The following is a 19,224-nucleotide window of genomic DNA, read 5'->3' as shown; positions in this document are numbered from 1 at the left end:
GGCGTTTCACGCTTCTCCCGGGCCGACCACCCGCATCCCCTCCGGTGGCACCTCCTGAACGATGAACTCGTCATCAGCATCGGCCACGATCGACACATAGAACACCGGCCGACCATCGATATGCACGTAGCAGCCGATATTGAAACCCACGAGACGTGGGATCCGCTCGAGGGTAGGTACGCCGCCGGTGATTTCGCTGTCGGGATGCAGCCGTGCCGCTTCGGCAAGAACAGCTCGCTGCACGACGTCTCGGTCGATCAGGTCGTCGTCATCGGTGAGCGTCGAGAACGAGACCGGTTCAGTGCAGACGAACGGCACCTCGAACCTCATCGGTTGCCGCACACCGTCCTGGGGTGCCGGGGGCACGTAGGGTGCGTTCGTGATCCGGTATGCCGCGATCGGGCGATGTGAGACGCGGTCGATCACGAATTTCCAGTAGCCGTTGTGCGTCGGCACGGTGCCGCGCAGTGCCGGCCCCCCAGCCGAAGTCGCCTCCAGAAACTCGTCGTACCCGAGAACTTCGGCGCGCTCTCCGTGTTCGGTGTCGCGGGTGTGAGCATGCACCTCCGCCAGGTCGGCTTCGAACAATGCCACCGGATAGCGGTATTTCCGACCGGCGATCTGGGCATGGAACTCGCGGAGCACGTCGGTTTCGAGATCGTCCGCAATCCACTGCGAGATCTCGCGGGTGGTCACCTCCTCGACGGGACGCGGCGGTTCCGGGAAACCACGAAACACCCCGTCCTCGTCGGCGCTGTCCGCGAAGGATTCGAAGTCCATGTTCGCAATCGACAGGTTGTTCTCCACACCCCACATCTCCGAGGGGATGACGCGGAAGGTTCTTCCGCGAGGCCGTTCCGGTTCGTCGGGTCCGGTGTAGACGGCGACGATGGGCATCTCCGGGTTCCTCACCGTCTCGGTGTCGGCGAGAAACGCGTAGTACGTCGGCGATTCGCCTATTGCTTCGAGAAGCCCGTCGACGGTCAACCCGTCGTATTCCGGGTTGTCGATGCACGTGAGGTAGGCGGCGAATTCGGTGCCGTCTCCCTGCGGTATCGGGGCCATGGCAGCGACAGCAATGTCGCGCCAGGCGGCGTCGTCGGTGAAGTCGGTACGGATGAGCAGTGACTCGTCTTCGAGGTGGTCGGTGAGAACCCGCCCTGTACCGAGGGTGGCGAGCACCTCCGCTTCGCGGCGATCGTGCTCCTCGGTGGCGAGTTCGGCGGTGATCTCAGCGGGGTCGCGATCCGGTGGATCGACCGGCACGATCGAATCCACGATCCGAGCACAGTCGTCCCGGCTGATGTCCTGGTGACTGCGAATCTCGTACGTCCAGTCGCCGATGGAATGACGGTAGCGTTCCGGCGGCGAATCGTTCGGCCATTCGACCTTCGGTTCGCCGATCGCGCTCACCCATCGACGCAACGTGAACTGTGGTGCGTGCCCGCTGATCGACACGCTCAATTCGCCGGTGCGGGCATCACCGGATCGAGACTGTGCGTTTATTGTCATCGGCAGCCACGTCGGAAGCGCCTGAGGAATACCCGCCAGCGCGCGCTGACGTTCCTCCTGCTCCCTGTTCGATCTCGCGAAGTCATCCTCGGCTGGGCGTGACGGCCCTGCCCACGAGAACAATGTGGTCTCGAATACGTCGTCGAGACTGGGTTTTTCGAGTTCCATCCAATCATCACCACACTGCCATCGCAGTGCGACACCGAGTTCTGCGTCGAACACGTAGGTGACCGTTTCGTTCGCGTGCTGGTCGAAGGCGCTCACCTCCCAGCCGTCACGGCCACGAACCCGGACCGCCTTGGGCGCACTCGGTCCGACAAATCGTTGATTGTCGAACCCTCGAGTTGCCAGAGGAGGAAACACGCCGTAGGCGCGTAGCAGAAGAGCCGGCGACGCACCCATGATTGCGTAGCCAGTGGTGGGAGACTTGACGGTGTGCACCATAGTGCCGTCTCCGTCACTGGACCACCTGTCGGTGTCGTTCTCGATGAAAGTGGGCTCACCGGACTCGTTCTCGTAACGCCACGTGTTCTCAGGCGCGTGCCACACGCGGCTCCACGATCCGTCGGGCCGGTGGACAGTTCCGTGAACGGTGCGTCCCATCGTGCCGTAGTTCGAGCCTCGGACCTGTTCCCACTTCGGCGTCATGATCGGAACGTACCCGACGGTTCCGACTCCGGTTGAAGTCTGAGCTGTGCTCGATCGGCATGCGACTCTCAACGGTGGGCGGCGCAGCGGTCATATCGACAGTGGCGGTCCCTGCGCAGGGGTTGTTTGTGGTGGCTCTGGGCGTCACCATCGACCGCAACTGTTGTCCTCGCTGAGGCCCCAACTACGGGTAGCCGGACACACGGCGCTGGCGGAGGGTGATCGCCTGACCTCGAATTGCCAAGAGAACAGCGAGAAACGCGATCGGCAGGTAGAAACCGTATACACCCAGCAACGACGGTATGGACGACATCGCCTCTGAAAAGCCGAGCACCGACGCCACCACCAGCAATCCGGCGACCGTCCACGCCGCAGAGATGCGCGGCACCGCTACCGGAAGCAAGCACGCCATTGCCGGCAAAACCAAAACGATCACCATGCTGTTACCGAAATAGCTCCAGATCGATTCGTTGCACTCAGAAGGACTGATGGCGGACAGCCCAATCTCGCAGTCGGTGATCTGGAGTATCGGATTCGACGCCGCAAAGGCGCCCCAAGCAGCCGTAATCATGGCCAGCAGTACCCACGCCCAGCGCGGCACGGTCGTCATGAGTCGATCATGTCATTGCTGCTTCGGCGTACTCAGCGGAAGCGATGAGTAGACGGCTTCATCTCGCCCTGTTCGCGACACCGCGATCCAGAAGACACAACGCTGCGTCCGGAACCGCCCGGCAAGACTCCGAGCGAACCGAACAATCGTTCGAGGTTGACCCCGATCACGCCACGTGAGATCATCCCTCCACCGGCCTGAATACAGGTCGACCCCGGCAGGTGCTGTAACACCGAACCGGGGTCTGGGCACACGACAGATTGGACTGTCATGCACCGTACGGTGGATTCTATCCACACGCCCTTCGGAGGCATAAATCAGCAACGAGCCGCGAGCGCATTCCTTCGCGCCGGCCGACACATCACCTGGTCACCAGATTCTTCACTGACGTCGTAATCTTCGAACCCCTCGATCCCTGCCGATTCGGCAATGGCTATCGAGGGGCTCGAGGTGTTCGCCTGCTTCCGCGTGCGCAAGGGCCGTTTCGGTAACCACGGCACGTCGAGAGGCATCGTCGCTCATCTCCCAGAGTCCGACGGCAGCGCATCGACGCTGCGTACCGGGGTGCCATTCCCCGGCACGAAACCGACTGGGCGCCAGTATCCTTCGTCTCTGCAGCTGGCGGTGGAGCACCCGATCGCGCGGGTCGACACAACCGACCGGGTCCAGTACAAGCCACACGCCACCTCCGACGTGGGGCCAGAAGTGCTGGCCGAGACGGTCTATCGGGGTATGGCGACCGGGCAGCGTTGGGGAAGGGGCCGAAGGCAAGCTCAGGGACCCGTAGGGTCTCCGATCGGTTCGGCAGAGCCGCCCGCAGGGCGTCCGATTCCCGGACGCCCTGCCGCGTCTACTCCTCGCCCGTCTCCGACCTCGCCACCAACACCGGACAATCCGCGGTCTGGATCAACGCGTTGCTCGTAGATCCCAGCAGCAGGCCCTTGAACCCACCCCGCCCGCGCGACCCCACCACGAGAAGCTGTGCGCTCTCGGCGTATTCACTGAGCACCCGCACGGGACGATCGCGCGCGACCACCCGCTCGACTACGACGTCGGGATAGCGTTCCTGGTATCCGGCGAGGCGTTCGGCAAGCACGATCTCCTCGCCTGTCTGGATGCGACTCCAATGCGGATCCTCGGGCACTGCGCCCAGCGACGGCTGCACACTGACATCGCTCCACACATTGACCGCGACGAGGGTCGTCTGCCGCGCGACGGCCTCCTCGAACGCACACTCGACGGCGGCCCGGCACGACTCCGACCCGTCCACACCGACCACGACGGGACCTTCGACCGGGGGCGCCCCATCGAGAGTGCGGCCGCGCACGATCACCACGGGAGCATGGGAGTGGGCGGCGACGGATGTCGACACCGAGCCCGCGAGCAGACCTTTGACCTCGCCGAGCCCACGCGATCCGACGACGAGTCGGTCGGCGTGTGACGACAGTTCGACCAGCGTGGGCGCGACCTTGCCCTCGATCTGCTCGGTGCTGATCTCCACCGAGCCGTTGCTGTCGTCGACGACCTTCCGCGCGAGCACCCCCGCATTGGCGAGGCGGTCGCGGGCAGTGGTCTTCATCTCCTCGTGGAAACTTTGCGCGAGGTAGGGCTCCGAGTAGTAGAAAGCCGGAACGTGGACGACCGTGACGATGCGCAGTGGCACCGATCGGGCACTTGCCGCGCGGGCAGCCCAGATCACCGCACCCGAGGCTGCGTCGGACCCGTCGACCGCAACTATGATCGGCTTGATCTCGCTCATATCCGGAACCTTTCTCCGTGATGGTGACGCTGACCCGCCGGCGGGTCAGCTGCAGATATTCCGCATCTGTTCGATCAGACGGACCCGCCCTGCGGTGTCGCCGGCGAGCGGGGTGACGTTCAGTGTCGTCGCGCCGGCTTCTTCGAACGCTGCGACACGCTCACGCACATAACCTTCGGGACCGATCAGCGAGACGGCGCGCACAAGATCCTCGGGCACGGCCGCCGCTGCCTGCTCCTTCTTGCCGTCGAGGTAGAGGTTCTGAATGAGCGCGGCTTCCTTCTCGAAGCCGTAGCGGACGGCGAGATCGTTGTAGAAGTTCTTGCCCTTGGCTCCCATACCGCCGATGTAGAGGGCGAGCATCGGCCGGACCCAGTCGATCATGTGGTCGACGTCGTCGCCGATCGCGAGCGCGACCTGGACGTAGGTCTGCAGTTCACCCAGTGCGGGATCGCGTTTTGCCTTGCCCTTGGCCAGCGCATCGCCCCACACTTCGGAGACCTTCTCCGGGTAGTAGAAGATGGGCTCCCACCCCTCGGCGATCTCGGCGGTCAGCTCGACGTTCTTCGGGCCGATCGACGCGATGACAACCGGGATTCGTTCGCGCACAGGCTGGTTGATGATCTTCAGTGGCTTGCCGAGGCCGGTTCCCTTGTCTTCGGGAAGGGGGAGCTGATAGTACTTGCCCTGGTACTCGACCTTCTCGCGCCGCCAGACCTTGCGGCAGATCTCGACGATCTCACGGGTGCGGCCCAGCGGCGCGTGATACGGCACACCGTGGAATCCTTCGATGACCTGCGGACCCGATGCCCCGATGCCCATGACGAAGCGACCGTCGGACACGTAGTCGAGGCCGGCTGCGGTCATCGCGGTCAGCGTGGGCGTGCGCGTGTAGAGCTGGAAGATGCCGGACGCGAGCTCGACGCGCGACGTCTTCGCCGCGATGTAACCGATCTGGCTCACTGCGTCGAACGAATAGGCTTCCGGGACGAAGACGATGTCGAGGCCGGCCCGCTCGAGGTCGGCGACCTCGGCGACAGTCTCGGCGAATCCGCCGCTGTAGTTCAAACCCATTCCGATTCGCATGTGCACACCTCAACTCTGCAGCGTGCGGGGCACGCCTGTGGACCGTGCCCCGAACACTACCGCCGTCAGTCTTCGTCCGGACGGACGACCATGACCGGGCAGTGCGCCGCACGCAGAAGTGAGTTGCTGGTGGAACCGAGGACGAGTCCTTTGAATCCGCCGCGACCCCGGCTGCCGACCACGACGAGTTGCGCATGCTCGCTCCACGCCTGCAGATGGGTGCGTGGTCCGTCGACGTAGATCTTGCGGATGACGGTGACGTCGGGATAACGCTCGCCGTAGCCCGCCAGGCGCTCACCGAGCAGCACACGCTCGACGTCCTCGAGCGCCTCGGGCTCGAATTCGAGCGGCATGGTCTCGAGGGCTCCGACCTTCAGATCGCTCCAGATGTGCACAGCAACCAGGTCGACGTCGCGGAACGAGGCCTCCTCGAACGCGGCGGCGAGCGCATTCTCGCTCAGCGGACTTCCGTCGATTCCGACCACGACGGGACGGTAGTCGGGTTCGGATGGTGCGTCCTCACCGCGCACGACGACGACAGGGCAGGTGGCGTGGCCGATGACCGCAACGGGTGTCGAACCGAGAAACATTTCGCCGAGGCGTCCGCCGCCGGATTCCCCGAGCACGAGCATCCGGGTTTCCCGCGACAATCGGACCAGCCATTTCGCGGTGCCCGTGAGGGCCACCGCGGCGGTGATCTCGAGGCCGGGAGCGCTCTGGCGCGCAATCCGCTCGGCCTCGCCGAGCACAGCCTTGGCGTCCTCCTCCGCCCACTCGAAGACGCGTGATGTCTGAACGAAGGGGGTCGCTGCCCAGCCGGTGGTGGCGAAATCGACCGCATGAACGAGGTGCAGAGACAGTCCTCGTTGCGCCGCGGTGGCCGCGGCCCAGCGGACCGCTCGAGTGGACGCGGGCGATCCGTCCACACCGACAGTCACATTGTTGTGGTCCCGAGGTGTTTCACCGTGAGGTTTCACAAGATCGAGACTAGCTCCTAAGGATGTGGTGTGGAATGGACTTTCGTCCCTGCAACCGGAGAAGTAAGTGAGACAACGCGACTCCCCACGCGATCTGCGTCACACTAAATTGTCATTCTGGATGCAAATTAACTAGCGTGAGGGCATGCAACTCACCCAGTTCACCGATCTCGGACTGAGAGTTGTCATGCACCTGGCCGCGTCCTCCGCGGACAGCGTGCCGAGAACGAAACTCGTTGCCGAACAACTGCATCTGTCGTACGCACATACGACGAAAGTGGTCGCCAGACTGAATGAGCTCGGCGTCGTCACCACCCGCCGCGGACGTGGCGGAGGGCTGGCCATCACCGAACTCGGTCGCACCGCCAGTATCGGATGGCTGGCGCGGCAACTCGAAGGAGACGAGGAAGTGGTCGACTGCGAGGGAGCGAACCCGTGCCCCCTCCGTCACGGCTGCAAACTCAGGAAGGCACTGCGCGACGCGCAGGAGGCCTTCTACGCCACGCTCGACGACGTCACCGTCGCCGACCTGGCGACATCGAAGATCGAACCGATTCTGTTGACCCTCACTCAGCCCACCCCCTGACAGGAAATGGAGTTCACCATGACTCTCTCGCCCGAATCCAAGGAAGTCATCGCCGCTACGTTGCCGGCCGTCGGTGCCGCCATCGGCGATATCACTCCCCTCTTCTACAAGAAGATGTTCGCGGCGCACCCCGAACTCGAGCGCAACCTGTTCAACCGGGGCAACCAGAAGCAGGGTGAGCAGCAGAAGGCACTCGCCGGATCGATCGCAGCCTTCGCCACCCTTCAGCTCGATCCCGACCCCGCACGCGTCGAGTCCATCCTCTCCCGTATCGCGCACAAGCACGCCTCTCTCGGCATCAAGCCCGACGAATACTGGATCGTGCACAAGCACCTGTTCGAAGCGATCGTCGAAGTCCTCGGTGCCGCAGTCACTCCCGAGGTCGCGCAGGCGTGGGACGAGTTGTACTGGCTGATGGCGAACACCCTCATCGCACTCGAGGCCGACCTCTACAAGGCCGCGGGCGTCGAGGTCGGGGAGGTGTGGCGCACCGTGCGTGTCGCCGAGCGCGTCTACCAGTCCGCCGACACCGTCTCGTTCGTCCTCACCTCACTCGACGGCGCCGCCCTGCCCACCTTCCGCCCGGGACAGTATCTTTCGGTCGGCGTCGAGCTGCCCGACGGTGCTCGCCAGATTCGCCAGTACAGCCTGTCCAACGCGCCGTCTCGCGGCGACTGGCGGATCACCGTCAAGCGCGTCGCCGCATCCACCGCGCCCGACGGCACCGCCATCCCCGCCGGTGAGGTCTCCAACTTCCTGTTCGAGAACTGCTTCGAAGGCGACGAACTCCAGGTGACCACGCCGTTCGGCGACCTCGTGCTCACCGATGAGGACGCCCCCCTGTTCCTCGCCTCCGCGGGCATCGGCTGCACCCCGATGATCGGCATGCTCTCGCACCTCGCTGAGGTCGGCGACCAGCGCCCGATCTCGGTACTCCACGCCGACCGCTCGGCAGCCAACCACGCACACCGGCACGAACTCTCGACCCTCGTCGAGAAGATCCCGTCGGCCGGTGTCTACCGCTGGTACGAGGACCTCGGTGCGCGTCAACCGATCGAGACGATCCGCGTGGGACGGGCCGACATCACGGATCTCCCCCTCGACCCGAAGACCCACGCCTACCTGTGTGGACCGCTCCCGTTCATGCTGTCGCTGCGCGAGGCCCTCATCGAGCGCAACGTGCCTGCCGAGAACATCCACTACGAGGTATTCGGACCTGACAGCTGGGCGCCCGCAGGAGCCTGACGACAGCTGATCGATCAACGGGCAGCGCTCCGGCTTGTCGGCCGGGGCTCTGCCCGTTTTGACCGCTACGCTCGATCCATGGACACCGCCTCGCCCGAGGCTGCTCGGGCACTACCCCGACGGTCGAGCGTGCTCGCGCTTCTTGCGCTACTCGTCGTCGGGCTCGCGGCGGTGCTGCTGACTTCTTCCCCGACGCCGCTCACCACCGACGCGCCCGCCGATGTGTTCAGCGCTGGACGCGCGACCACCCACATCGAGGCGGTCGCCGCCGAGCCCCGAACTCTGGGCTCTCCCGCACACAGCGCGGCGCGCGAGTACCTCGTCGGGGAACTCGAGGCGCTCGGCTGGCGCACCTCCGTCAAGAGCGGCGTGGGCTGGTATTCACCCACCGACGGAGCAACGCAGCGCGGCGCCCGAGTACACAACATCGTCGCGCTCTTCCCAGGAACCGACCCCACCGGGACGGTGGTGCTCGCCGCCCACTACGACACCGTGCGTGGTTCACCCGGCGCCGCCGATGACGGTATCGGTATCGGTACCGTCCTCGAATCCGCGCGCGCGATCACGGCCGGTCCCGCACCGCGTAACGACGTCATCGTCCTGCTCACCGACGGCGAGGAAGACGGTCTCCTCGGCTCCCAGATGTTCACGCAGACGCGCTCACCGTCGCTCGGCCCCACCGTCGTTCTCAACCATGAGGCACGCGGCAACGCAGGGATACCCGTCACCTTCCGCATCACGGACCCCAACGGAACCCTCGTCGAGACACTGGCCCATGCACCCGGCGCCAACGCCGATTCGTTCACCCAATTCGGGTTCGAAGTGCTCCCCAACGACACTGATTTCAAGCATTTCGCCGCGGCCGGCTTCCACGCCTACGACACCGCGATCGCGAGGGGCTCGGCGTATTACCACAGCCCCCTCGACACCCCGGACCGGCTGAGTCACGAGTCGCTGCAACAGATGGGTGATGCCACCCTCACTGTCGCCCGCGAACTCGTCGAGTCCGACCTCACCGCGCTCGACTCCGGGGGCGAGGACGTCGTGACCGCGGCGCCCTGGGGATTGATCCACTATCCACGCTGGGTGGAGTTCGTGCTGACGGGACTCCTCGTCGCCGCGGTCGGTTGGCTGGTCGCTGCGCGGATTCGACGGGGTGAAGCCACGTACTGGACTGTCGCCGCCGCCACCGGAGTCTCGGCAGTCGCGGTGGGGGTCGCGGCACTCGCCGCCTGGCTTCCGTGGTTCATCGCGATGCGCCTCGCCCCCGGGATGGCCTCCCCCGTGACGAGCGAACCCTATCGTCCTGACGTCTACCAACTTGCCGCCGTGGTCGCGGCAGCGGGCGTGCTCGTGACGACCTATCTGTGGGCCCGAACGCGCCTACCGGCCGCATCCCTCGTTGTGGGGGCGTTCGTCCTGATCGCCTTCACCTCGGTGATCGCATTGCCGTATGTCGGTGTCGCATCGGTGCTGGTTCTGCCCGCACTGCCCGCACTCGCAGGAATACAGATCGCTCGCTTTCTCACCGATCGTCCACCGCTTCCGACCCTCTCGGTGGCGGTCGGGGCCGTCCCTGCCGCGCTGCTCCTCGTCCCTGCCGTGGTGGTGTCGTTCGATGCGGGCCTCATGTTCGGAGCGCCGCTCGCAGGCGTCTTCGTCGCGGTGTTGTTCTCCCTGACCCTCGTGCTCTGGGAAGCGGTGCTCCCGTCGTCCGCGACACGGGTCGGGCGAATCTCCGTGACGCAGACGGCCGGAACCGCAGTCGTCGCGTCGGTACTCGTGTGTGTACTCGTCGCGGGCTATCTCAACCGCGACGGCGCGACCGATCCGCGACTGGAACACCTGTGGTACGCACTCGACAGCGACCGCGACACCGCAATCTGGGCGTCTCCGGACTCCCCACGCTCGGAGTGGAGCCGGGAACTGCTCGTCGACCCGGCGAGCCCCCTGACCGCGGAATTTCCCTGGCGGGACGAGCCGATGGCGCATGGTCCGGCGCCCGTAGCACCTCTTCAGGCACCCGAGATGGAGGTCCTCGACGACACTGCTGCAGGCGGTGCCCGGGAGCTTCGGCTTCGCCTGTCGTCCCCCAGGGGCGCGAACGCCGTCGGACTGTGGGTCGACAGCACAACGGCCACTGTCCACGGCGCAACCGTCGACGGGCACCGAGCGGAACCGGCCGACGACTTCGGATTCCGATTCTGGGCTGCGGGGCCGGAAGGGGTCGAGGTCACCCTCACCCTGAGCGTCCTCGAAGATCGGGTGGGACTGCGCCTGATCGATCTGTCGGACGATCTGAGCGTCGTCCCCGGCTACGAACCACCGACGGATCGAGTGGTGATGGCGCCGACGGTCGTCGTCAGCCGGTCGTTGCGGATCTGATCGACTCGCGACGCCACGAGATGACGATCGGCACACCGACGATCGACACACCACGGCCGGACGCGCTAAAGCCCGCGCCTACGCATCCCACTCGTGTACGGGTCTGCCGTCGGTCATCGCCGCGACGTAATCGCGGAGCATCCCCGACAGCGCGATGCGACGATCTTCGCCCGCCGCTTCACGTCGCGCGACATGCTCACGTTGCCATGCCGCCCCAGTTTGCCGATTCAAGCACCGGCCCTCGATGATCCCGAGGTAGCGGTCGCGCGCGCGGGCGGAGAGCCCGAACGATTCCAGCCCACGATCCGCCAGCGGCAGCAACCGGCGCAGGACGAGCTCGTCGGCACCGACCCAGCCCAGTTTCGGCCAGTACAGGCGAGATTCGAGTCCGAATTTGGCACCGATGATCAGGTTTTCCTCGGCCGCGTCGAATGTCATCCGCCGCCACAGCGGGTCCTCGTCCTCGACGAGCGCTCGCAGCAATCCGTAGTAGAACGCCGCGTTCGCCATCGTGTCGAGGACGGTCGGCCCGGCAGGCAGGACCCGATTCTCGATCCGCAGGTGGGCCTGACCGTCGCTGACGTCGTAGACAGGCCGGTTCCACCGATAGATGGTGCCGTTGTGCATCTGAAGCTCACGCAGTTGCGGAATCAGGCCAGCATCGAGTTCCGCGGCGGGGTCGGAGTCGGTGATCTCCGGTAGCAGCGCAGTGAAATAGCGGGAGTTCTCCTCGAACAGGTCGATCGGGGACTCGATCCAGCGTTCCCCGAACCACACTCGTGGACGCACGCCCTGGTTCTTCAACTCGAGGGGGCGGGTGTCTGTGGCCTGGGCGAACAGGGGGATCCGGCTCTCGTGCCACAGCGCCTTACCTGCCAGGAACGGCGAATTCGCTGCGAGCGCCACCTGCACCCCCGCCAGACACTGCGCTGCGTTCCAATGCGGTGCGAAATCCTCGGGTGCCACCCTCAGGTGCAGTTGCAGCGAAGTGCAGGCCGCTTCGGGCACCACCGAGTTGGTATCGGCGCGCAAGCGTTCCACCTCACCCGTACCGGGGAGCGGCACACCGTCGAGGTCGAGTTCGATGTCCTCACCTCGTGCTGCGAAGATCTGCTCGTTGAGTGCCTCGTAGCGCGGATTGGCGGTGATCCGGTCTCGGCCGAGATGGTCGAGTTCGAGGGTCGGCAGCATCCCGATCATCACGAGCTGGGCATCGAACTGGTGCATCCGCTCGTCCGCGCGCCGAAGCGAGTGACGAAGGGATTGTTCGATTTCGATCGTGGCGTCGCCGGACAGCGGCCCCGGTTCGACGTTCATCTCGACGTTGAACTGGCCGAGTTCGGTCTGGAAGACCGCATGGTCGTCGATCGCCTGGAGCACTTCCAGGTTGGACATTGCCGGAGCCATGTCGTCCTGGACGAGATTGAACTCGATCTCCATGCCGAGCTGCGGCTCGGGCGAAGAATGCGCATCGGCGAACGCACCGTCGCGGAGCATACGTTCGAGCGCGCTCATGCACTCGCGGACCTTGTGCCGGAACTGTCGGCGGTCTGCGCCGGTGAACGAACGAGCAGAAATCTCTGTGCCCACGTGTTCTCCCCGGTCTGTGCCGACAGATCTCGATGCAGGCACCCTACCCAGATCTGATGCCTCTGCCTCCTGCGTAGCAGGCGGTGAAGATGAAACTACCGCACGACCACCCGAAACACCGGAGCATGTGTGCGTCCGTGAACGCAAACGCACCCGGCCGCAAGGCCGGGTGCGTTTCGAAGTGTCGCGGGGAGCGGCGGTCAGACTGCGCGGTAGCCGCTCCAGTCGGCGACAACGCCACGGTCGCTGAGCCAGGTGTTGGGGTTGGTCTTGTTGCCTGCCTCGTCCCACACCTCGAAGTGCAGGTGCGGCCCGGTCGACCAGCCACGGTTGCCGACGGTGGCGATCTGCTGACCCGCGCTGACGCGCTGGCCCGCGGAGACCTGGTAGGTGTCGACGTGACCGTAGACAGCGGTGGTGCCGTCGTCGTTGAGTACGCGAACCCACTGGCCGTAGCCGGATGCGGCGCCTGCGTCGAGGACCGTGCCGTCGGCGGCCGACTGGATCGGAGTGCCGATAGGGGCGGCGATATCGATTCCGCCATGGTGCGAGCCCCAGCGCGCACCCCAGTCGGATGTGAGCGTGCCCGACACCGGCTGCACCGTGTTCGGCTTGATCGGGTTGAGGTTGTCGAGCCAATTGCCGCCACCGGTGAACTGGTCGACGAGACCCTGGACCTCGACGGGCAGCTGCGGGGCGCCCTGCTCGGCGGGAGTGGTGATGCCGGGAATCGCGGGAAGCTCGATGCCCTCGGGCAGCTCGAACGGAAGCTGCGGGGCGGGAGCCGCCTGGACGGGGCCGTGATCGTGGCCGGGGTGAGCGGCAGCGGTGCCTGCAGTGAACTGTGCGCCGATGGCCATGAACGCGCCGGTGGCGCACGCCACGGTGGCTGCCTTGGCCGGAGCCGACGGGCCCGTCGGCTCGATGCGATGACGCCCACGCTGAGTCGATCCGACCGTCAGATCGATCTCGAATTCCGATGCATCTTCGCGTGTCCGCTGGTGCCGTGCCACAGTCGCTGTCCCGTTCGTAGTCCCGATTTCGGCCGGTGCGTAACACCCCGGTCGTTCCTGGCGATTCAAGGTAACAAAACGATATACGTCCGGTCCAGCGTTACCTCTTCGCGATCCCACAGTGCGGGAATCGAACCAACCGGTCGGTAACAAACAGCGAATTTCCGGCTCTCTTCGCACAGCGCGGGAGCGACCGCTACACTCACAGCGCGCCGCGATTCGGCCCCCGAATCGGCGCGCGCCTTCGTAGCTCAGGGGATAGAGCAACCCTCTCCTAAAGGGTAGGTCGCAGGTTCGAATCCTGCCGAGGGCACACGCTCGACGTATGCGCTGGCCAGCCGGGTCTACAGGCCGACTTTCTCCAGCGCGGCCTCGTAGACATCCATCGCTTCCTCCACCGACTTCCCCTCGGCAAGCGCGGTGGAATACACCGAGCGAAGCTCGTCACCCTGCTCCTCGAACTTCGCCGTCCATCGCTCGGAGTCCTCACGCCAATAGCCGACGATGTCGTACTGGTCGCGCGACCAGCCGAGCGAACGCAGATGCTTCTTGGCGGCGCGGATATCGGCGGCCTCACCCGCGAACCAGCAGTACCCATCGGCAGGCAGGTCGAGCTCGGCGAGCGCCGCGGACAGCCGCGTGCGCGACACTCCGTTTCCGCTGCCGACGAGTTCGACGATCTCGGTGTTCTCCCGCGAGGGCAGGTATTCGAGCTCGCTGCGGTCGAGGACCTCGGCGACGACGGTCACGTGCACCGAAGGATCGGTCTGCTCGAGGACTCGCGCCAGTGCAGGCAGTGCGGCGAGGTCGCCGGCGAGAACGTGGCGGGTCGCCGCGGACGGCGGTTCGTGCCACGAGCGCGGGCCCGCCATCAGCACACGCCAGCCGGGTTCCGCTGCGCGCAGCCACTCGATCGCGGGGCCGTGATCATGCACCGCGAAGTCGACCACCATCTCGCGGGATTCCGCGTCGTACGAGCGCACGGTGTAGTTGCGATGTCCGGCGCTGCGCTCCTCGTCGACAATCTCCCAGCCGCCCAGGGCATTCGGATTCTCGCTCGGTCGCGCGTGCAGTTCCTCCGCGTCGTGCGAGAGGTAGAACGCCACGGCCTCGTCTGCTGCAGCCAGCGGGCGGTAGCCGTTCCCGGTCCCCTCCCCGATCTCGAGGCGAGCGCGCAACAGATGTTCCGCGACCTGTTCACGCGCGACCAGCGTGGCTACGAAATTCTCCCACTTCATTAGGCCAGGCTAACCGATCACTATCCGTCGATCATGTGACTGCGCTAACACCATCGGGTCCGAAACCATCCCCTGCCGATCGCAAGATCGATAGAATCGCGGCAGTCGATCGGTCGCGGGACGCGCCACGCACGAAAGCACACGCTGTGGTCGGCACTCGGACACGACATTCCCCCACCCGAGGAGCCCGCAGCATGCCTGCAGTGCGATTCATCCGTCGAGCACTCACCTTCGCAGCCCCCGTCGCAGCCGCGGTTCTCTTCGCCGGTGTTGCCACAGCTGCTCCGACGCAACCGCTGGGTACAGCGATCACCATCGGCTGCCTCAACCAAGGCAGCCTCGCGTCACTCACATCGGTGGCAGCCCACCCCGGTCCCGACGACGAACACGGGATCACCGCAGGCCACGTGCAGTTCGCAACCACGCAAGCGCTGTGGCCGATACCGGCCGCCGGTCAGGTGACGGTCGCATGGCTCAACCGCGACAACGGACGCACCGGCATCGTCGACCTCACCGGGGAATACCCGAATCTGTCTGCGACCGTCGACACCGGACCGGGCGAGGTGCTGACCACCGTATTCGGATCGGTGAGCCTCGCCAGCGGTCCGCTGTGCAATTCGACCCCGGCCACCGGCGCTGTCACCGTCGGCTGAACCACTTCCACGGCAGGATCATCGGTACGCGAGTCCGATAGGAGCGATATCGCTCGCCGAACGTCACGATGAGGTCGTGCTCTTCGAACCTGATCGCGACGAGGATGTATGCCGTCGTCACCGCCGCGAAGAGCAGATGCCCGACCGACATGGTCGGCGCAACCCAGAACGCGACGAGGAAACCCAGATAGAGCGGATGCCGCACCGACCGGTACAGCAGCGGTATCCGGAAGGCGTTCGCCGCGGGCAGTTGTCCGCGTTGGCTACGGATGACCTGTCTCAATCCGAACAGGTCGAAATGGTCGATGGCGAACGTCGACACGAGCACGAGACCGAACCCTGCGAGCGAGATCGCATAGAGCAGTACTCGTAGCGGACTGCTGTCGATGCCCCAAATCGGGTGTGGGAGTGGACGCCACTGCCACATCACGAGTGCCAACGCCGCCGAGGCGAGCAGGACGTAGGTGGATCGTTCCGCGGGCTCCGGCACGATCCGGGTCCAGCGTCTCTTGAACCAGGGTCTGGCCATCACCGAATGCTGCACTGCGAACAGCGAGAGCAGCACCAGGTCGATCACGATGGCGATTCCGGCCGGGGCACGAGGCCCCTGATCGATGTTCCGGGGTACCACCAGTCGTTCGACCCATCCGATCGAGTACAGGAACACCGCGAGGAATATGAGATACGCGCAGACCCCGTATGCAGTGACGAGCAGCCGGGAAGCCGGGGTGTGGGTGCGAGGATCCGAGTTGGTTGTCGTAGTCATGCGCTCAGTGTCGGGATGACAGCCAGCGCTCAGAAGGTCCCCTGAGGTGGCGAATCCTCCACCCTTGTACTCTCCGTCACCTCGGGGCGTACATGATCACGGCGACACCTGCGAGACACACCAGCGCCCCCGCGATGTCCCAGCGATCAGGACGGAAGCCGTCCATCACGACACCCCACAGCAGGGAGCCCGCGACGAAGACCCCGCCGTATGCGGCGAGGATGCGGCCGAAATTGGCATCCGGTTGCAGCGTCGCGACGAACCCGTACGCCCCGAGGGCGATCACACCCAGACCCACCCAGATCCAACCACGGTGCTCGCGCACGCCCTGCCAGACCAGCCACGCCCCACCGATCTCGAACAAGGCGGCAACTGCGAACAGGACGAGGGATTTGAGGACGGTCATGCTCGAACAGACTACGGATCGGACCGGCCTGGCCCTGCGGTGCCGTGTTCACAACTCGTCGATGGATACGACACCGTCTTGGAGTGCGCGCACGAGCAGCGACGTCTTGGTGGTCGCGGGGCGCCCCACACGCAGGTACTTGTCGCGGATGCGGGCGATGTGAGTACTCACGGTGGCTGCGGTCACGAACAAGCGGGCGGCTGCCTCGGACTTGGAATCACACAGCAGCCACTCCCGAAGTATCTCGGTTTCACGAGCCGAGAGCTGCGGTGAGGAGTAGGTGCGGGAGGGCTCGAGCACACTCGTCATGTCGGGATTCCTTCGTCGATCGATCTGACTACCGGCGGCCCCCCGACAAAGCCTCCGAGTCCGGTATGAGAAGAACATACGATTTTACACCGACAACCACCAGCCGAATGGACTCATTCGCCCTCATCGTCGCCGGCACATTTCATTCCCGGCGCACGTCGTGCGGGTCCAGATCACTACGCAGGCCACGCCAGCTCGGGTGACGAAGTCGGCCACCTTCGGTCCACGCCGCGAACCGCACCTCCCCCACCAGGTCGGGTTCCACCCACACTGCGTCACGCTGATCGACGGCGGGCAGCTCGTCCACGAACGGGCTCTCCTCCCGCCGTCTCCCCCGCAACGACGAGGTCAACTCCGCGAGAGTCCGGTCGTCGAACCCCGTACCGACCCTCCCCGCATAGACGAGCCCGCTGTCGGCGGGGATGCCGAGAAGCAACGAGCCGAACGACCCCGCGCGGTTCCCCTGTCCCGCCCGGTAACCGCCGATCACCACCGACTGGGTGAGCCAGTTCTTCGCCTTCACCCACGCCGCGCTCCGCTTTCCCGGCAGATACACCGAGTCGCGGCGCTTGGCGACAACGCCTTCCCATCCGCGCTCGAGGCTCGTGGCAAGCGCGGCGGCGCCGTCCCCGGTCAACTGGTCCGGCACTGCCAGTCTTCCCGCCGCCGCGGCAAGCGCATCGAGCACGCGGCGTCGATCGTCGTAGGTCTTACCCACGAGCGTGACGCCGTCGAGATACAGGAGGTCGAACACCCGGTACTCCGCGCTCGCCCCACGCTGCAACTGCTCGAAGCTCGTGATGCCCGACGCGTCCACGGCGACGATCTCTCCGTCGAGGACGGCAGCGTGACCGTCCAGCACGTGCCCGAGCTCTCCGAGCGCCGGGAATTCTCCGGTCACATCCCGTCCCGAGCGGGCACGCACCCGGACGGTTCCGTTGCGTACCTCGACGACAGCGCGGTATCCGTCCCATTTCCCTTCGAACGCCCACGCCGCACCCTCGAGCTCTTCCACGTCACCCGCGGTCGCGAGCATCGGACGTAGACCGACCGGAAACTCCTCCATCCGCCCAGAACCCGACTGTTGCTTCATCCGGTGGGCGAGCCATTGGTCCTTCTCGGTGCGGATGAACGCATATCGGCCCTCGACCTTCTCTCCGTGCAACCGCACGATCACCTCGTCGTCGCGCCATTTCTCGGTGTCGTAGGTGCCGGTGTCCCACACCGTCATCGTCCCGGCGCCGTACTCACCGGACGGTATGGTGCCGTGGAAATCGAGGTACTCGAGTGGATGATCCTCCGTCCGGACAGCGAGATGGTTGCGGCCGGCATCTTCCGGCAGGTTCTTCGGCACCGCCCATGACGCGAGCACACCGTCTCGTTCCAGTCGCAGGTCGTAATGCAGACGGCGGGCATGGTGTTCCTGGATGACGAACCGGTCGTCGTTGCCAGTGGCGGTGATCGCGGACGGGACCGGCTCGGGAGTGCGCGCGGCGTTGCGTTTACGCCGGTAGTCGGCGAGCGCGTCGTTCGCCGTGTTGTCGTCGGTGCCGAGCCGGAGGTCGCCGGAGGCCGGGTCCAAGCCCTCGAGAAGGTCACCGTGTTCGACGATCCGCTCGAGCACTTCGTCGAAGGTGAGCTGCCGCAGATCCGGGTCGTCGAGTTCGGCCCAGCTCCGCGGCGCAGCCACCCACGGTTCGTCGCGGCCACGCAGCGAGTACGGCGCGACCGTCGTCTTGGCCGCATTGTTCTGGCTCCAGTCCACGAAGACCTTGCCGCCGCGCACCGCCTTCGCCATGGTCGCCGTGACGAGATCCGGGTGCAGCGTCGCAAGATTCGTCGCGACCTGCCTGGCGACGGTCGATGCCCCACCTGACGCGAGTTGCCGGTCCAGCGGGACATACAGGTGCAGGCCCTTACTGCCACTCGTGACGGGATAGGTCTGCCACCCGAGTTCGGCGACCATGTCGCGGACGTGCCGTGCGACCTGTGCACACTGCGCGAGCCCCGCTCCGGGGCCGGGGTCGAGGTCGAACACGAGCCGGGTCGCGGGGCCGGGTGCAGATCCGGCGAATCGCCACTGCGGGACGTGCAATTCGAGTGCGGCTTGCTGCCCGAGCCACGCCATGCCGGCCACCGAGTCGAACACCGGATAGGTGACCGACCGTTGCTTGTGGTGCACCGTGCGACGGTCGAGCCACGACGGCGCGTGCGGCGCAAGGTTCTTCTCGAAGAACGCCGGTTCGGCGACGCCGTTGGGCCACCGCTTGCGAGTGCCGGGGCGATCCACGACGTGCGGCAGCATGACTTCGGCGACGGCGACGTAGTAGTCGATCACCTCGCCCTTGGTGGTGCCGGTGCGCGGATAGAGCACCTTGTCGAGGTTCGTCAGCGTGATGCGACGATCCCCGATCGTGCGGGTCGGCATCACCTCATTGTGC

16 protein-coding genes and 1 tRNA gene are annotated in these 19,224 nt (G+C 65.5%); 5 read left to right on the top strand and 12 right to left on the bottom strand.

The annotated features are described in order from the left end of the window. Positions 1-6: 6 nt before the first annotated feature. The 5 genes from MWU77_RS01950 to MWU77_RS01930 all read right to left on the bottom strand — a co-directional run bounded on the left by MWU77_RS01950 (position 7) and on the right by MWU77_RS01930 (position 6,592). Positions 7-2,160: a hypothetical protein gene (locus tag MWU77_RS01950; RefSeq protein WP_247272806.1), complete on the bottom strand. Its 2,154-nt coding sequence runs from the start codon at positions 2,158-2,160 to the stop codon at positions 7-9. Between the two features lie 184 nt (positions 2,161-2,344). Then, positions 2,345-2,770 carry a hypothetical protein gene (locus MWU77_RS01945; RefSeq protein WP_169687903.1) on the bottom strand — a complete coding sequence of 142 codons (426 nt, stop codon included), beginning with the start codon at positions 2,768-2,770 and terminating at the stop codon, positions 2,345-2,347. Between the two features lie 850 nt (positions 2,771-3,620). Then, positions 3,621-4,529 (bottom strand): universal stress protein, encoded by a 909-nt coding sequence (locus tag MWU77_RS01940; RefSeq protein ID WP_169687904.1) that lies wholly within the window; start codon positions 4,527-4,529, stop codon positions 3,621-3,623. Positions 4,530-4,574: 45 nt separating this feature from the next. Beyond that, on the bottom strand, positions 4,575-5,615 hold the full coding sequence (locus MWU77_RS01935; protein WP_169687905.1) for an LLM class F420-dependent oxidoreductase: 1,041 nt from the start codon (positions 5,613-5,615) through the stop codon (positions 4,575-4,577). Between the two features lie 65 nt (positions 5,616-5,680). Then, complete coding sequence (locus tag MWU77_RS01930; protein ID WP_247272805.1) at positions 5,681-6,592, bottom strand: universal stress protein; 912 nt, start codon at positions 6,590-6,592, stop codon at positions 5,681-5,683. Between the two features lie 145 nt (positions 6,593-6,737). On the opposite strand from MWU77_RS01930, the gene MWU77_RS01925 reads away from it, so the two are divergent. The 3 genes from MWU77_RS01925 to MWU77_RS01915 all read left to right on the top strand — a co-directional run bounded on the left by MWU77_RS01925 (position 6,738) and on the right by MWU77_RS01915 (position 10,808). Beyond that, entirely contained in the window at positions 6,738-7,178 is a 441-nt protein-coding gene (locus MWU77_RS01925) for an Rrf2 family transcriptional regulator (RefSeq protein WP_169687907.1), read from the top strand. A gap of 18 nt (positions 7,179-7,196) precedes the next feature. Next, positions 7,197-8,423 (top strand): globin domain-containing protein, encoded by a 1,227-nt coding sequence (locus tag MWU77_RS01920; protein ID WP_169687908.1) that lies wholly within the window; start codon positions 7,197-7,199, stop codon positions 8,421-8,423. Positions 8,424-8,501: 78 nt separating this feature from the next. Continuing rightward, positions 8,502-10,808: a M28 family peptidase gene (locus tag MWU77_RS01915; RefSeq protein WP_247272804.1), complete on the top strand. Its 2,307-nt coding sequence runs from the start codon at positions 8,502-8,504 to the stop codon at positions 10,806-10,808. A gap of 78 nt (positions 10,809-10,886) precedes the next feature. Here the strand turns inward: MWU77_RS01915 and MWU77_RS01910 are convergent, their stop codons facing one another. Further along, complete coding sequence (locus tag MWU77_RS01910; RefSeq protein WP_169687910.1) at positions 10,887-12,398, bottom strand: glutamate-cysteine ligase family protein; 1,512 nt, start codon at positions 12,396-12,398, stop codon at positions 10,887-10,889. Positions 12,399-12,598: 200 nt separating this feature from the next. After that, positions 12,599-13,411 carry a M23 family metallopeptidase gene (locus tag MWU77_RS01905; RefSeq protein ID WP_169687911.1) on the bottom strand — a complete coding sequence of 271 codons (813 nt, stop codon included), beginning with the start codon at positions 13,409-13,411 and terminating at the stop codon, positions 12,599-12,601. Positions 13,412-13,651: 240 nt separating this feature from the next. On the opposite strand from MWU77_RS01905, the gene MWU77_RS01900 reads away from it, so the two are divergent. After that, positions 13,652-13,724, top strand: a tRNA-Arg gene (locus MWU77_RS01900). A gap of 31 nt (positions 13,725-13,755) precedes the next feature. Here MWU77_RS01900 and MWU77_RS01895 read toward each other — a convergent pair. Beyond that, positions 13,756-14,649, bottom strand: a complete 894-nt coding sequence (locus MWU77_RS01895) for a siderophore-interacting protein (protein ID WP_169687912.1) — start codon at positions 14,647-14,649, stop codon at positions 13,756-13,758. A 194-nt stretch (positions 14,650-14,843) separates the two neighbouring features. Here MWU77_RS01895 and MWU77_RS01890 point away from each other — a divergent pair, with 194 nt between their 5' ends. Continuing rightward, the gene (locus tag MWU77_RS01890; protein WP_169687913.1) at positions 14,844-15,302 is read left to right on the top strand and encodes a hypothetical protein; all 459 of its coding nucleotides are present in this window, start codon (positions 14,844-14,846) and stop codon (positions 15,300-15,302) included. Here MWU77_RS01890 and mddA read toward each other — a convergent pair. The 4 genes from mddA to MWU77_RS01870 all read right to left on the bottom strand — a co-directional run bounded on the left by mddA (position 15,289) and on the right by MWU77_RS01870 (position 19,211). Beyond that, complete coding sequence (gene mddA, locus MWU77_RS01885; protein ID WP_169687914.1) at positions 15,289-16,068, bottom strand: methanethiol S-methyltransferase; 780 nt, start codon at positions 16,066-16,068, stop codon at positions 15,289-15,291. The two genes, MWU77_RS01890 and mddA, sit on opposite strands and share 14 nt — an antisense overlap. A 76-nt stretch (positions 16,069-16,144) precedes the next feature. Next, positions 16,145-16,474, bottom strand: a complete 330-nt coding sequence (locus tag MWU77_RS01880; protein WP_169687915.1) for a YnfA family protein — start codon at positions 16,472-16,474, stop codon at positions 16,145-16,147. Between the two features lie 48 nt (positions 16,475-16,522). Then, entirely contained in the window at positions 16,523-16,783 is a 261-nt protein-coding gene (locus tag MWU77_RS01875) for a LuxR C-terminal-related transcriptional regulator (protein ID WP_169687916.1), read from the bottom strand. Between the two features lie 142 nt (positions 16,784-16,925). Then, positions 16,926-19,211: an ATP-dependent DNA ligase gene (locus MWU77_RS01870; RefSeq protein WP_247272803.1), complete on the bottom strand. Its 2,286-nt coding sequence runs from the start codon at positions 19,209-19,211 to the stop codon at positions 16,926-16,928. Positions 19,212-19,224 lie beyond the last annotated feature (13 nt).

This window comes from Rhodococcus sp. F64268 (genome assembly GCF_023015605.1).
Taxonomy (GTDB): domain Bacteria; phylum Actinomycetota; class Actinomycetes; order Mycobacteriales; family Mycobacteriaceae; genus Rhodococcus.
Note: the sequence above shows the minus strand (reverse complement) of the source record. Positions and strands in the feature narration are given on the sequence as shown.